The sequence below is a fragment of the Verminephrobacter aporrectodeae subsp. tuberculatae At4 genome (assembly GCF_000193225.1).
GTDB lineage: Bacteria > Pseudomonadota > Gammaproteobacteria > Burkholderiales > Burkholderiaceae_C > Acidovorax > Acidovorax aporrectodeae.
Window position 1 is genome coordinate 1 of record NZ_AFAL01000472.1, and the last position, 13,142, is coordinate 13,142.

The window sequence follows — 13,142 nt, forward strand, 5'->3', positions numbered from 1 at the left end:
CCATCGAGGACCTGTGGGCTTTCAACGACGAGCAGTTGGCGCGCACCATCGTGCAAAGCCCGGTGCCGTTGATCAGCGGGATCGGGCACGAAACCGATTTCACCATCGCCGACTTCTGCGCCGACCTGCGCGCGCCCACGCCCACGGCGGCGGCCGAACTGCTCGCCCAGCCCCGCGACATCTGGCTGGGGGCGCTGGACCGGCTCGCCGGCCGCATCCGCGACGCCGTGCAGCGCCAGCTCGACGCGCGGCAGCAGCGGCTGGACCAGGCGGCCGCACGGCTCGGCCGCCCGTCGGGCCGCGTGGCGCACCAGCAGATGCAGCTGGCGCAGCTTGCCCAGCGCATGCGCCACGGCGCGCAGCGGAGCCTGCAGCACCGCGCGCAGGCCCGGCAAGCGCTGCAAGTGCAACTGCCCGCCGCATGGCAGCGGCACCTGGCGCGGCAAGCAGATCGGCTGGAGCGCGCGGCCCTGCGCCTGGAACTGCTCGACCCGCGCCTGGTGCTGCAACGCGGCTACGCCCTGCTCACCAGCGCCGGCGGCCAGGCCGTGACCCAGGTGCGCCAGGCACGCCCCGGCGACGCGCTGCGGGCCACGCTGGCCGACGGAACGATCGACCTGACCGTGGCCCAGCCCGGCGTCTAAGTCTGAAATTCCCCCCCCTCGTGCCAGGCCTCGCGCATATAAGTGAATGGCGGGCCCTCGTCCCGATCGTGTCTGCTTCCTTTCACCGGACGGCTCGGCATAGGGCCGGGAACCATCGACACCGCCATAATAACGCCAGTTTGCACGATAACAATATGCATGTTATCGTGCGGAATAAAAGTTATACAGGATGCACTTTGCCGACCCAAGCGACCGCCGTTCTGCACTATCTCCACGAGGTTCTGGGCATTGACGCGCCAGACCTGAGGCCGTGGGGGCGTGCAAACGAACTGCCTTACTTCCTGCGCGACGCCTTCCAGTTCAGCGAGCTGGAACTGCTGGGGCAGCCCGTCGTCCTGGCGATCGGGCGGGCTGAGGCCAAGCAGTCCCTCAGCGAAGTCCGTACCTGGCTGGACAAGGTCCTGGCCCTGGCGGGTCAGCCGGCGGTCTACGTCACCGATGCACTGGCCTCTTATGACCGTCGGCGCTTGATCGAGCAAAAAGTCCCGTTCATCGTGCCGGGCAACCAACTCTATCTGCCGGACCTGGGGCTGGACCTGCGTGAGTATTTTCGGCAGCGCGCTCCGGCCACGGAAGCGACGCTGAGCCCATCCGCGCAAGCCATGCTGATCACCGCCTTGCTACGCCAGCCGTGGCAGCCCGATTGGCAGCCTTCCAAGGTTGCGGCCGCGTTGGGCTACACGCCCATGACACTGTCGCGCGCGGTCAGGGAACTGACTGCGGCCGGGCTGGCTGCCGCGCACACGGTCGGCCGTTCGCGCTGGCTGCGCATGGAACTCCCACCGAAGCAGGTCTGGGAGCGTGCGAGGCCCGCACTGCGAACGCCGGTCCGGCGCACGGTCTGGGTGGCAGCGCATGGGGTCGCCGCACACCGGCCCAGCCGCCTCGCGGGTCTGAGCGCTCTCGCGCGCCATTCCATGCTGTCCGAGCCGAAATGGCCGGTGCATGCGTTGAGCGCCGCAGACTGGAAGGCTGCGACGGATGCCGGCGTTCGCGAATTGCCTGATCCCGAAGCGGGCGCACAAGAATGGCAGCTGTGGAGCTACAGCCCGGCGCTGATGCCAAACGCCAGCACCGTGGACCCGCTCTCCTTGACGCTCAGCCTGCAGGAGAACGCCGACGACCGAATCCAGCTCGCACTGGACGAACTGAAAAGGCAACTTTCATGGTGAGAGGTTGTGCCGCTATTCGCGGGGCAGAACACGGGGACGCGCCGCCGCGCTGGCGACGGCCAGCGCCGTCATGTTGAGCACCCGGCGCACGGTGGCGGCCGGGGTCAGGATGTACGCCGTGGCGGCTGCGCCCATGAGGATGGGGCCCACGGTCACGCCGCCGCTGGTGGTGGTCTTGAGCACGTTGTAGAGGATGTTCGCCGCGTCGATGTTCGGGCAGATCAGCAGGTTCGCCGCGTCGGTCAGCGTCGCGTCCGACAGATAGGTGTTGCGGATTCCCGGATCGAGCGCGGCGTCGCCGTGCAGTTCGCCGTCGCATTCGATCCCGGGGTGCGCGGCGACGAACAGGTCGCGCGCCAGGCGCATCTTCTTGGCCGACGCGCGCTTGGAGGATCCATAGTTGGAATGCGACAGGAAGGCCACCTTTGCGGGCAGGCCAAAGCGCTGCACTTCCTGCACCGACATCCAGGCGATGTCTGCCAGTTGCTGCGCCGTGGGGTCTTCGTTCACATAGGTGTCCGCAATGAAGAGCGTTCCGCGGCTGGTCATGAGCGCGTTGAGCGCGGCGTAGTCGTGCACGCCCGGCTGGCGGCCAAGGATGCTGTGGATGCGTTCCAGGTGCGTTTCATAGGTTCCCACCAGGCCGCAGATCATGGCGTCGGCGTCGCCCAGCGCCACCATCAGCGCGGCGATGATGGTGTTCGAGCGGCGCACCGCGGCCTTGGCCACTTCCGGCGTGGCGCCGTCGCGGCGCATGCGCTGGTGGTAGTGCTCCCAGTACTGGCGAAAGCGCGGGTCGTCCTCGGGGTTGCACAACTGCACGTCGTTGCCCGGTTGCATGCGCAGGCCGGCTTTCCGGATGCGCGCGGCGATCACCGCGGGGCGTCCGATCAGTATCGGCCGCGCGATCCTGTCGTCTATCACCATCTGCGCGGCGCGCAGCGCGCGCTCGTCTTCTCCGTCGGCGTAGGCGACGCGCTTTTGCGCGTCGGGCAGGGCCTTGGCCGCGGTGATCACGGGGCGCATCAGCATGCCCGTCTGGTAGACGAAGCGCGAGAGGTTTTCCTTGTAGGCCTCCATGTCGGTGATCGGGCGCGTGGCCACGCCGGAGTCGGCTGCGGCCTGGGCCACGGCGGGCGCGATCTTGAGGATCAGGCGCGAGTCGAAGGGCGTGGGGATCAGGTAGTCGGGGCCAAAAGCGAGTTCCTTGCCCGCGTAGGCGTTGGCCACCTCTTCGCTGATGTCGGCCTTGGCCAGGTCGGCAATCTGGCGCACGCAGGCCAGCTTCATGGCTTCGGTGATCCGGGTCGCGCCGCAGTCCAGCGCGCCGCGGAAGATGTAGGGAAAGCACAGCACGTTGTTCACCTGATTCGGGTAGTCCGAACGGCCCGTGGCGATGATGCAGTCCGGGCGCACCGCGCGGGCCAGTTCCGGGCGGATTTCGGGCTCGGGGTTGGCCAGCGCCAGGATGATCGGCCGGGGCGCCATGCTCCGGACCATCTCCGCCGTGAGCACGCCGGGAGCCGAGCAGCCCAGGAACACGTCCGCGCCGTTGACGGCGTCGGCGAGCGTGCGCGCGTCGGTCTCTTGGGCGTAGCGCGCCTTGGATGCGTCGTAGCCGCCGGGGCGGCCCGCGTAGATCACGCCCTTGGAATCGCACATGAAGACGTTGTGCGCGCGCACGCCCAGGCCCAGCATCACGCTGACGCAGGCAATCGCGGCGGCGCCGGCGCCCGAGACGGCGATCCTGACCGCGCCGATGTCCTTGCCCACCAGTTCCAGGCCGTTGAGCAGCGCGGCGCTGGAGATGATGGCCGTGCCGTGCTGGTCGTCGTGGAACACGGGGATGTTCATGCGCCGGGACAGCTCGCGCTCGATGTAGAAGCACTCGGGCGCCTTGATGTCTTCGAGGTTCACGCCGCCCAGCGTGGGCTCGAGCGCGGCAATGATCGCGATGAGCTTGTCGGGGTCGCGCTCGGCCAATTCGATGTCGAATACGTCCACGCCGGCGAACTTCTTGAACAGGCAGCCCTTGCCCTCCATGACCGGCTTGCCCGCCAGCGGGCCGATGTCGCCCAGGCCAAGAACGGCCGTGCCATTCGTGATCACGCCCACCAGGTTGCCGCGCGAGGTGTAGTCGAAGGCCTTGGACGGGTCGGCCTGTATGTCCAGGCAGGGGTAGGCCACGCCGGGCGAGTAGGCGAGCGAGAGGTCGCGCTGGTTCGACAGGGGCTTGGTGGGGGTCACCGATATCTTGCCCCGGCCGGGGTTGCGGTGGTACTCGCGCGCGGCGTCGCGCAGCGATTCTTCGGCGGCGGAAAGTTTCTCGGGCATGCGGCAATCCTGTTCGGAAGTCCTCGGTGGGGGTGCGAAACAGGGTAGCCGATGGTGTGGCTGGCCGGCATCGCGGTTTATGCCTATCCGGCCCACCCCCCGTCCGCTGGCGCGCGGGGCGCGTCAGGCCGGTCCGTGGGGCGGTGGCGGCTCGCGCCCGTCGAGCACGGCGTGCGCGCGTTCGCGGTCGATGTCGCCCTCCCAGGCGGCCACGGCGACGGTGGCCACGCAGTTGCCGATCAGATTGCCCAGCGCCCGGGCAATCCCCATGAACCAGTCCACGGACAACACCAGCACCAGACCGATCGCGGGGATCGCGGGAATCGCCTGCAAGGTGGCCGCGAGCACGACGATGGCCGACCCGGGAACACCGTGTGCGCCCTTGGACGTGAGCAGCGAGACCGCCAAAATGCCCCACAGATCGGCCATGGAGATCGGCGTGTTCGTGGCCTGCGCGATGAACACCGCCGCCAGCGTGATGTAGATGGAGAACGCGTCGAGGTTGAACGAATAGCCCGTGGGGATCACCAGTCCCACCGTGGAATCGCGGATTCCCATGCGCCTGAGCTTGGCCATGACCTGCGGCAGCACGCTGTCGGACGAGGTGGTCGCAAACACCACGGCGAGTTCCTCGCGCAGATAGCGCAGCAGCTTGAACAGGCTCAGGCCCGACAAGCGCATGATGGGCCCGAGCACCGCCACCACGAAGAGCAGCACGGCGGCGTAGAACAGCAGCACCAGCATGCCCAGTTGCCTGAGCGCGCCCGGGCCGTATTTGGCGACCGTGAACGCGATGGCGCCGAGCACCCCCAGCGGCGCGAGCCGGATGATCAGCCCCATGGCCTTGAACAGCACCAGCGAAAGCGTCTCGACCAGTTCCGTGACGCGCGCGCCGCGCTCGCCCAGCAGCGCCAGCGCGCAGCCGAAGACGATGGCAAACAGCAGCACCTGGAGCACGTCGCCGTTGACGAAGGCGCTCACCGCCGTGGTCGGGATGAGCCGCAGCAGAAAGTCGCTGAAGCCGCCCCCGGTGAGCTTGTGCGCGCTCTCCGTGTAGGCACCCAGGGCCTGGGCGTCGAGTGTCCCGGGGTTCACGTTCATTCCCGCGCCGGGCTCGAACCAGAGCGCCAGCGCCAGGCCCAGCACGAGCGCGACGGTGGTGACCCCCTCGAAGTAGATCAGCGTCCTGAGGCCGACGCGGCCCACGCGCCGCAGATCGCCGCTTCCCGCAATGCCATGCACCACCACGCAGAAAACGATCGGGGAGATCAGCATCTTGATCAGCTTGATGAACCCGTCGCCGAGCGGCCTGAGCTGCAACGCGGTATCGGGCCAGACCAGGCCGAGCGCCACGCCGGCGAGCAACGCCAGGACCACCTGGCCAAAGAGGGAGGGGAAAACCCGGGGCATGGACACTCCTTGGGAATGGATCGCACACAAGCGGCTACGCAGCGCAAGCATAGGTTGCCGATTGCGTATCGGGGTGCCCGGCTTGTTTCCCAGGTGACAGAGCGGGGGCCCTGCTGCATGAAAAAAGCCACGCGCCGAAGGGGGTGGCTTGGAGGGGGAGCGGGGCAGGCCCTTGCCGCCGCCCGATCGGGTGTCAATCGATCACATCAATAGCCCAAGGTCTTGCCGTCCGGGTTGCGCGGGTCGGAGTTGCCGTACAGGATGCCGTCGCGCAGCTGGATGGTCTGCGTGCGGCCCATCGCCGGCTTCACGGCAATGCTGTGGCCGCGCTGCCTGAGCAGCGCCAGGGTGTCGGGGCTCAGGCCCTTTTCCACGCGCAGTTCGTCGGGCGTCCACTGGTGGTGCACGCGGGGGCTGGCTGCGGCTTCCGCGGGGGTCATGCCGAAGTCGATGATGTTGAGCACCGTCTGCAGCACCGTGGTGATGATGCGCGCGCCGCCGGGGCTGCCGGTCACCAGGGTCGGCTTGCCGTCCTTGAGGACCACGGTGGGCGTCATCGACGACAGCGGGCGCTTGCCGGCCGCCACGGCGTTCGCCTCGCCGCCCACGAGGCCGTAGGCATTCGCCACGCCGGGTTTCGCCGAGAAGTCGTCCATCTCATTGTTGAGCATGATCCCCGTTCCCTGGGCAACGATGCCGCTGCCAAAGTTGGTGTTCAACGTGTAGGTCACGGCCACGGCGTTGCCGGCCTTGTCGACCACCGAGTAGTGCGTGGTCTGGTCGCTTTCATACGCCTGGGGCCGGCCTGGCGCGATGCTCCTTCCCGGGCGCGCCGCGTTGCCGTCTATGCCCTTGGCCAGCGCCTGGGCGTAGGGCTTGGAAGTCAGTCCCTTGAGCGGGATTCGCACGAAATCCGGGTCGCCCAGGTATTCGGCGCGGTCGGCGTAAGCCAGCTTCATGCTCTCGGCCAGGTAGTGGATGGTCTGCGCGCTGTTTGCTCCCCACTGGGCCAGCGGCAGCGGCTCGAGCATGTTCAGCATCTGCACCAGGTGCGCACCGCCCGAGGAGGGCGGCGGCATGGTCACGATCTCGTAGCCACGGTAGATGCCGCGCGTGGGCGCGCGCTCGACCACCTGGTACGCGCGCAGGTCTTGCAGCGTGATGGCGCCGGCGTGCGGCGCCATTTCGGCCGCAATCTTCTGCGCGATCTCGCCCTCGTAGAAGGCCTTGGCGCCCTGCTGCGCGATCAGGCGCATGGACTGGGCCAGGTCTTCTTGCACGAGCAGGTCGCCCGCCTTCAGCGGCGCGCCGTTTTTCCAGAAGATCGCGCGGGTCGCTGGCCACGGGCCCATGATCTTTTGTTCCTGCTGCAAAACCCTGGCCAGCGTCTCGCTCACGGGAAAGCCCTGGTCGGCCAGCGCGATGGCGGGCGCGATGACCTTCTCCAGGGGCATCGTTCCCCAGCGCTTGAGCGCATGTTCCATGCCGGCGACGGTGCCGGGAACGCCCACGGCGTAGTGCGTGTAAAGCGATTTGTCCTGGATCACCTGGCCCTGGGCGTCCAGGTACATGTCGCGCCGCGCCCCGCGGGGCGCGATTTCGCGGAAATCGAGCGCCACGCTCTGGCCGGTCTTGGCCTCGTGCAGCAGCATGAAGCCACCACCGCCCAGGTTGCCCGCGTTGGGCAACACCACGGCAAGCGCGAAGCCGACGCCCACGGCCGCGTCCACCGCATTGCCGCCGGCCCGCAGGATGTCCAGGCCCACCCGCGAGGCGAGCTCCTGTTCCGAAGCAACCATGCCATTTCGCGCCACCACGGGGTGGAAGCGGTCCATGTCGAGGTCGTAGGGCGCCGCAGCGGTTTGCTGGGCCGGCGCTGCCGCGCTCACGGCCGGCGGGGCGTTGCCGCAGGCGCTCAGGCTGGCCAGGGCCAGCGCAATGCTGCTGCTCAGCAGCGTATGGCGAATGTTCATGCTTTGTCTCCTCGTTGTTGCCATGCAAGGGCCCCTTGCGGCGGGCGCCCGGCGCGCAGTGTAGCGACTCAGTCTCGATGGCGCAGGCCGATGCGGCGCTCATGCCATGCCGGTTGGATGCGCGCGTTCCCCTGATCGATTGCCGTCACGGGGAAGGCTACCGATCAGCCTGCGGCAGCCGGTTGGACCGGTGTGGATACGCGCCTCGCTCCGGTCCTTTTTTGCATTCCCTGATGAATCCTCAATGGGCCGAAGCCACTTCAGGCGATAGCCAGCCCTGGGAGCGCAGCCGCTCTTCGGCAATGACCAGCTGACGGGGCGTGAATTGCCGCTTGCGGGCATTCCAGCCATGGACTTGGCGCTCCACGCTCTCGTGCCGTGTGGCGCCCTCGCGGCTCATCACCCAATGTACGCTGGCCAAAAGTTCCAGCCCGTAGGATGACTCGAAGCCTTCCACCAGCTTGGTCACCCGTTCAAAGCGGGCGCGGCTGATTTCGTGCTGAGCCAAGTAGACCTTGGCGTCATTCACCGCCCCGGGCACCAGCGTGAGTGGTTTGTCCGGCGCATCGCCGCCATCGGCATAACCCGTGATCAAATGGCCTTCCACCGCCTGCAGCACATGCCGAAGGTTCTCCGCGTAGGGGCCGTAGTGATGCTTGACGTACCGCAGACGTAGCGGCTCACCGGCCTCCTGCATGAAGTACATCAGCTTGTGGATTTCCAGCAAGGTGACGAAGGGGTCGAGCAGACCGCCGAGGTAGCGCTGCATCAGTTCCACCAAGGCGGCGCGGCCCACCGTCATCTTGGGCACCTCGCGCGCATGCGCCATCTTGTCGTTGGCTGGGGCCCCCTTGGGCTCGAACACCAGCACACGCACGCCGGCAAGCTCTGCCAGCGCACGTGCGATGCGGGGACGCACCTCCCTCCAGTCAAGCCCGCCCAAACCTGCGCCCAGTGGCGGAATGGCGATGGAGTGAATGCCCTTGGCACGGATGACATGGACCAGATCGGTCAGGCCCGCCTCGATGTCCTCCATGCGGCTCTTGCCACGCCAGTGGCGCTTGGTCGGGAAGTTGATGATGAAGCGCGGCAGGGTGAGCTGCCCCGTATCAAAAACGAACATGCGGCCAGGCTGCACCGCTTCGTGCTTGCAGGCCGCTTCGTAAGCCTTGAAGTTTTCGGGGTAGCCGTTCTTGAACTGCAAGGCGATGCCGCGCCCCATCACACCGACGCAGTTGACGGTGTTGACCAGTGCGTCGGCCTCACATTGGAGGATGTCGCCCGAGGTGTACTCGATCATGGTGATGTTCCTCTCGCTTCAGTAATACCAGTCCGGGCGCACTTCGACCGTTGGCCGGTGTCCGTGTGCCGAAAGGGCGTTGACAACTCGACCGTAGACGGCCGCCGAGTGAATGCTCACATCCAGGGCCTTGATCCTGCCGCGCAGCGCGTCAGCCATTGCCGGACTCCTCCAGCATGGCGCGGATCATTTCGAGATCAGGACGCGCGTCGGTGATCGCCACCATCTTGCCGATAGCGGCGAGCACCGCGAAAACGGTGTGCGAGCCGACGTTCTTGCCGTGCTCCAGATCGGCGATGGTCTGCCTGCGCGTGCCGACCGCCGCAGCCACATCGTCCTGGCTCTTGCCCAGCGCCTTGCGCTCGTCTCTGAGCATGCGCCCGAAGGTCCGGCTGTCCTGCGCTCGCAAGATCCTGTCCATATCGCCTCTTTCAGCGGGGCTTGCCCGGTATGTACGTATTATCGAACTTTTGGAATTTTCTTCTACAAAATGTCCGCTATGTCAAACATTTTCAAAGAATGCGTGCCCTTGCGCGGCGACAGTGCAGTTGTAGCCCAATGGCGTAAGCGGATAGGCACCCAGGAAGCCACGCTGCTGTGGCACGTTGGCGCACAAGCTCAAGCGCATGCTGGCCATGGATTTCCCCTTGGCAGCCTGAGAGGCGCTGGCATCGATGCATTGATATGCCCGTCCATTTGATACATACTCGCGATAGCTACCCAGGAGGTTGAAAATGTCAGCAACTGCCAAACTATTTACCACCGGGCGGAGCCAAGCGGTCCGGCTCCCGATGGAGTTCCGTTTCCAGGGAACAGAGGTCCTCATTCGGCGCGACCCGAATACCGGCGAGGTCGTGTTGTCGGCCAAGGCCGCCTCTTGGCAAGAGTTCTTCGAACTTGCCGATCGCACCGAGATTCCACCCGATTTCATGGTCGATCGCGCAGACTTGCCGGAGCAAGAGAGGGACCTGTTTTGAGCCGCTTCATGCTGGATACGAACGTGGCGAGCTACGTCATCAAGGGGAATCCGCCGCAGGCGCGCGAGCGGCTGGCGACGTTGCCGATGGACAGCATCGTCGTCTCCGCCGTCACGCAGGCGGAGTTGCTTTACGGTTGCGCCCGCAAAGGCCATCCAACGGCCTTCGTGCGCCTGGTACGGGAATTTCTGCTTCGTGTCCAAGTGTTGCCGTGGGGCACTGACAGCGCCATGGTTTACGGTGATTTGCGGGCATCTTGCACGGCCTCTGGCATCACGCTCGGAGCGCTCGACATGATGATCGCGGCCCATGCCGTGGCGGCAAGGGCGATCCTCGTCACCCACGACAAAGCATTCGGCCTTGTCCCTGGCGGTGTTCTTGCCACCGAAGATTGGGTCGATGGAGCCTGAGGTTTGGTGACCATCCATGGTCCAAGCCAAGCGTTCCGAGGGGTTTGGACGGCGCAAGCTGCATCTCAGCAAACCTTCGGGCCAAAGACCTGACCCACGACGCGCCCATTGTCGAGTTGGATCACCTCGCGTGCCAGGGCTTGGGCGTCCTGCGGATCGTGGGTCACGAGCAGGGTCGGCACCGGCACGCGCCCGAGCATCTCGGCCAGTTCACGCCGCAGCCGTGCGCGCAGGGGCACGTCCAGCGCGGACAAGGGCTCGTCGAGCAGCAGCAGTTGCGGTTCGGTCGCCAGCGCCCGCGCGAGGGCGACGCGCTGGCGCTGGCCTCCGGAGAGATTGCGCGGGAGGCTGCTGCGCAGCGCCTGCAGATCGAACTGCCGGATCAGGGCCTGCACCCGCTCCATGCCCCCGGTGTCGATGCACCGGCCAAGCCGGTGGACGCCAAACTGCAGGTTGCGCTCCACCGTCATGTGCGGAAACAGGGCGTAGTCCTGGAACACCACGCCGACCCGGCGCTTGCGCGCCGGCAAGTCAACGCCACGCGCCGTGTCCAGCAGGGTCTGGCCGGCGATGCGCACATGGCCGCGCGCCGCATGCACCAGCCCGGCGATGGCCATCAGGACGGTTGACTTGCCCGAGCCCGACGGCCCCATCAGCGCGCAATGATGCGCATGGGCTTCGAAGGCCACGTCCAGATCGAACCTGCGCTCCGCCGAGCGCAGGGTGCACTGCAGCCGGACATCGAGCGCGCTCATCTCAGTGCCTCGCCTGGAGCAAGCGGCCCGAGACCACGAGCACGGCCATGCAGACGACCGACATGGTCAGGGTGATGCACAGGGCGCGCCCGTCCTCGCCGGCCTGCACCGCCTCGTAGACGGCGATGGACAGGGTCTGCGTCTTGCCGGGCAAGTTGCCGGCGATCATCAGGGTGGCGCCGAATTCGCCCATGGCGCGGGCAAAGGCCAGCATCAGTCCGGCAGCGATGCCACGGATCGCCAAGGGAAGCGCGACGCGCATGAACAGCTCGAACTCGCCGGCGCCGAGCGTGCGCGCCGCGTGGGCGAAGCGCCCGTCAACCTCTTCAAAGGCCGCGTACGCGCCCTTGTAGACCAGCGGCAGGGAGACCACCGACGCCGCGATGACGGCGCCCTGCCAGGTGAACATGAGGTTGATGCCAAACCAGTCGTGCAGATGCCGGCCGAGCGCGCCGTTGCGCCCGATGAGCACGATCAGGTAGTAGCCGATCACCGTGGGCGGCAGCACCATGGGCAGCACCAGGATCGCGTCGAGAATGCCCTTTCCGGGGAATTTGCTGCGCGCGAGCCACCAGGCGAGGCCAATCCCTGCCAGGCCTGCGATCAGCGTGGCCAGCAGGGCGACCTTGAGCGTGAGCCAGAGCGCAATCAGCATGCCCTGCGCCCACGCATCCGCCCAACAGGCGCGGCTCCCCACGCCAGGACACCACGGAAGGCGACTCGGAGATGTTCCACTTCAGGGCTTGGAAAAGCCAAAGCGCTGCAGGATCTCCTGGCCGGCGGGGCCGCGCACGAAGGCGATGAACGCATTCGCCAGCGCGGCGTTCTGGCTCGCCGCGACCTGCGCGATGGGATAGGTCACCGGCGTGCTCGTCGGCACCGTGAACGCGATGCGCGTCTTCTCGCGTTCGACCATGGCGTCGGTGCGGTAGACGAAGCCGGCATCGACCTCGCCACGCGCCACGTAGTTCAGGACCTGGCGCACGCTCTCGCCGTAGATCCACCGGGGTTGCAGGGCCGCCGTGAGGCCGGCCCTCTCGACCGCCTCCAGCGTGTAGCGCCCGACGGGCACGGTGGCCGGCGTTCCGGTCGATACGCGCTGGAAGGACGGGCTCGCGAGGTCGCCGAGCACCTTCGGCGCCTGGGCCGATGCCGACGGCAGGATCAGCACCAGCGTGTTCGCGGCAAAGTCGGCGCGCGTCGCCGCCACGATGAGGCCGGCCGCCCGGTGCATGCTCTCCTGATCCGCCGAGGCAAACACGTCCACCGGCGCGCCCTGCCGGATCTGCGCGAGCAACGGGCCGGACGCAGCAAAGTTGAAGCGCACCTTGGCGCCCGGCTGCGCCTGCTCGAAGGCTTGGCCCACGGCCTGGAAGGCGTTGGTCAGGCTCGCGGCGGCGGAGACCACCAGTTCCTGCGCCCGGGAGGCTGCGCCGGCGAAGGCCAGGGTGGCCGCCAACATCGCCGCGCGCAGTCGGGTCGGGGTCGGGGTCGGGGTCGGGGTCGGGGTCGTCATGCTTGTTTTTCCTCGGGCATTGCGCTATTCGCTACTTGAATAGCGATGCTAGCATGGCAAGCAGCTGCCGCACCCGCGCGCCAGGAGGCGGGAGGCGGGATAGTTACCGTGCAGATTGCTTGCACAATCCGCGCGATGAGAAAACCCCGACTCACCGACGCGCTGGACCATGGCCTGAGCGACAAGCGCATCGACATCCTGCGGGGCATCGGGCGCAGCGGCAGCATCTCGCAGGCCGCCCGCGAGACCGGGGTCAGCTACAGAGCCGCCTGGCAGGCGATCGACACGCTCACCAACCTGGCCGGCGTTCCCCTGGTCCACCGCGCCGTCGGGGGCGCTGGCGGCGGGGGCGCAACGCTGACGGCGCATGGCGTCCAACTGCTCGAGCTCGCCGGGGAGTTGGACGCGGCGAAGGCGCTGATCCAGCAGCGTTGGCGGGCGGCCTCCGGCGCGGCGGACGCATCCGGCGCGACGCTGTTTGCGTTGAGAACCAGCATGCGCAATCAGTTCGCGGCCGCCGTGCTCGGCGTCGAGACGGCAGGTCCCCTGTCGCGTGTTCAGCTGCGGGTCGGGGACGCTGCGGTCCTTTGCGCGCGCATCACACGCGAGAGCGTGGAGTTGCTCGGACTG

15 protein-coding genes are annotated in these 13,142 nt (G+C 67.1%); 5 read left to right on the top strand and 10 right to left on the bottom strand.

Annotated features, from left to right (window positions below; translation table 11 throughout):
* Both xseA and VTU_RS0115195 read left to right on the top strand, forming a co-directional pair.
* On the top strand, positions 1–644 hold a 644-nt coding region (gene xseA, locus VTU_RS0115190; RefSeq protein WP_010105660.1), incomplete at its 5' end, for an exodeoxyribonuclease VII large subunit.
* 197 nt (positions 645–841) lie between these two features.
* Positions 842–1,837, top strand: coding sequence for a hypothetical protein (locus tag VTU_RS0115195; RefSeq protein ID WP_010105661.1), 996 nt, complete (start codon positions 842–844; stop codon positions 1,835–1,837).
* 12 nt (positions 1,838–1,849) lie between these two features.
* Here VTU_RS0115195 and VTU_RS0115200 read toward each other — a convergent pair whose 3' ends face one another.
* The 7 genes from VTU_RS0115200 to VTU_RS35440 all read right to left on the bottom strand — a co-directional run bounded on the left by VTU_RS0115200 (position 1,850) and on the right by VTU_RS35440 (position 9,491).
* The gene (locus VTU_RS0115200; RefSeq protein ID WP_010105662.1) at positions 1,850–4,171 is read right to left on the bottom strand and encodes an NADP-dependent malic enzyme; all 2,322 of its coding nucleotides are present in this window, start codon (positions 4,169–4,171) and stop codon (positions 1,850–1,852) included.
* Positions 4,172–4,294: 123 nt separating this feature from the next.
* Complete coding sequence (locus VTU_RS0115205; protein WP_010105664.1) at positions 4,295–5,581, bottom strand: C4-dicarboxylate transporter DctA; 1,287 nt, start codon at positions 5,579–5,581, stop codon at positions 4,295–4,297.
* A gap of 206 nt (positions 5,582–5,787) precedes the next feature.
* A complete protein-coding gene (gene ggt / locus VTU_RS0115210; protein WP_010105665.1) occupies positions 5,788–7,554 on the bottom strand; it encodes a gamma-glutamyltransferase in 1,767 nt (588 codons plus the stop codon).
* A gap of 241 nt (positions 7,555–7,795) precedes the next feature.
* Positions 7,796–8,854: a type II toxin-antitoxin system antitoxin DNA ADP-ribosyl glycohydrolase DarG gene (gene darG, locus VTU_RS0115215; RefSeq protein WP_010105666.1), complete on the bottom strand. Its 1,059-nt coding sequence runs from the start codon at positions 8,852–8,854 to the stop codon at positions 7,796–7,798.
* An 18-nt stretch (positions 8,855–8,872) separates the two neighbouring features.
* Positions 8,873–9,013: a hypothetical protein gene (locus VTU_RS32875; RefSeq protein WP_201766148.1), complete on the bottom strand. Its 141-nt coding sequence runs from the start codon at positions 9,011–9,013 to the stop codon at positions 8,873–8,875.
* Entirely contained in the window at positions 9,006–9,275 is a 270-nt protein-coding gene (locus tag VTU_RS0115220) for a helix-turn-helix transcriptional regulator (RefSeq protein WP_010105667.1), read from the bottom strand. The genes VTU_RS32875 and VTU_RS0115220 overlap by 8 nt, the downstream gene beginning before the upstream one ends.
* 81 nt (positions 9,276–9,356) lie before the next feature.
* Positions 9,357–9,491 (bottom strand): hypothetical protein, encoded by a 135-nt coding sequence (locus tag VTU_RS35440; protein WP_265597339.1) that lies wholly within the window; start codon positions 9,489–9,491, stop codon positions 9,357–9,359.
* 97 nt (positions 9,492–9,588) lie between these two features.
* On the opposite strand from VTU_RS35440, the gene VTU_RS0115225 reads away from it, so the two are divergent.
* Together VTU_RS0115225 and VTU_RS0115230 are read left to right on the top strand one after the other, a co-directional pair.
* Positions 9,589–9,831 carry an antitoxin gene (locus VTU_RS0115225; protein WP_029554442.1) on the top strand — a complete coding sequence of 81 codons (243 nt, stop codon included), beginning with the start codon at positions 9,589–9,591 and terminating at the stop codon, positions 9,829–9,831.
* Positions 9,832–9,839: 8 nt separating this feature from the next.
* The gene (locus tag VTU_RS0115230) at positions 9,840–10,241 is read left to right on the top strand and encodes a type II toxin-antitoxin system VapC family toxin (protein ID WP_040892928.1); all 402 of its coding nucleotides are present in this window, start codon (positions 9,840–9,842) and stop codon (positions 10,239–10,241) included.
* A gap of 65 nt (positions 10,242–10,306) precedes the next feature.
* On the opposite strand, the gene VTU_RS0115235 is transcribed toward VTU_RS0115230, so the two are convergent.
* The 3 genes from VTU_RS0115235 to modA all read right to left on the bottom strand — a co-directional run bounded on the left by VTU_RS0115235 (position 10,307) and on the right by modA (position 12,512).
* Positions 10,307–10,996 (bottom strand): ATP-binding cassette domain-containing protein, encoded by a 690-nt coding sequence (locus VTU_RS0115235; RefSeq protein ID WP_010105670.1) that lies wholly within the window; start codon positions 10,994–10,996, stop codon positions 10,307–10,309.
* 1 nt (position 10,997) lies between these two features.
* On the bottom strand, positions 10,998–11,651 hold the full coding sequence (gene modB / locus VTU_RS0115240) for a molybdate ABC transporter permease subunit (RefSeq protein ID WP_010105672.1): 654 nt from the start codon (positions 11,649–11,651) through the stop codon (positions 10,998–11,000).
* Positions 11,652–11,732: 81 nt separating this feature from the next.
* Positions 11,733–12,512, bottom strand: a complete 780-nt coding sequence (gene modA / locus VTU_RS0115245) for a molybdate ABC transporter substrate-binding protein (protein WP_050809519.1) — start codon at positions 12,510–12,512, stop codon at positions 11,733–11,735.
* Positions 12,513–12,647: 135 nt separating this feature from the next.
* Between modA and VTU_RS0115250 the strand changes: the two genes are divergently transcribed.
* Positions 12,648–13,142: TOBE domain-containing protein (locus VTU_RS0115250; RefSeq protein WP_010105674.1), on the top strand; the 495-nt coding region annotated here is incomplete at its 3' end.

Excerpts from the sequence above, each read along its gene's own strand:
- ggt (WP_010105665.1), bottom strand. The coding sequence starts at position 7,554 with ATGAACATTCGCCATACGCTGCTGAGCAGCAGCATTGCGCTGGCCCTG.
- modB (WP_010105672.1), bottom strand. The coding sequence starts at position 11,651 with ATGCTGATTGCGCTCTGGCTCACGCTCAAGGTCGCCCTGCTGGCCACG.
- darG (WP_010105666.1), bottom strand. The coding sequence starts at position 8,854 with ATGATCGAGTACACCTCGGGCGACATCCTCCAATGTGAGGCCGACGCA.
- VTU_RS35440 (WP_265597339.1), bottom strand. The coding sequence starts at position 9,491 with ATGGCCAGCATGCGCTTGAGCTTGTGCGCCAACGTGCCACAGCAGCGT.
- VTU_RS0115220 (WP_010105667.1), bottom strand. The coding sequence starts at position 9,275 with ATGGACAGGATCTTGCGAGCGCAGGACAGCCGGACCTTCGGGCGCATG.
- VTU_RS0115230 (WP_040892928.1), top strand. The coding sequence starts at position 9,840 with ATGCTGGATACGAACGTGGCGAGCTACGTCATCAAGGGGAATCCGCCG.
- VTU_RS32875 (WP_201766148.1), bottom strand. The coding sequence starts at position 9,013 with ATGGCTGACGCGCTGCGCGGCAGGATCAAGGCCCTGGATGTGAGCATT.
- VTU_RS0115200 (WP_010105662.1), bottom strand. The coding sequence starts at position 4,171 with ATGCCCGAGAAACTTTCCGCCGCCGAAGAATCGCTGCGCGACGCCGCG.
- VTU_RS0115205 (WP_010105664.1), bottom strand. The coding sequence starts at position 5,581 with ATGCCCCGGGTTTTCCCCTCCCTCTTTGGCCAGGTGGTCCTGGCGTTG.
- modA (WP_050809519.1), bottom strand. The coding sequence starts at position 12,512 with ATGACGACCCCGACCCCGACCCCGACCCCGACCCCGACCCGACTGCGC.
- VTU_RS0115225 (WP_029554442.1), top strand. The coding sequence starts at position 9,589 with ATGTCAGCAACTGCCAAACTATTTACCACCGGGCGGAGCCAAGCGGTC.
- VTU_RS0115235 (WP_010105670.1), bottom strand. The coding sequence starts at position 10,996 with ATGAGCGCGCTCGATGTCCGGCTGCAGTGCACCCTGCGCTCGGCGGAG.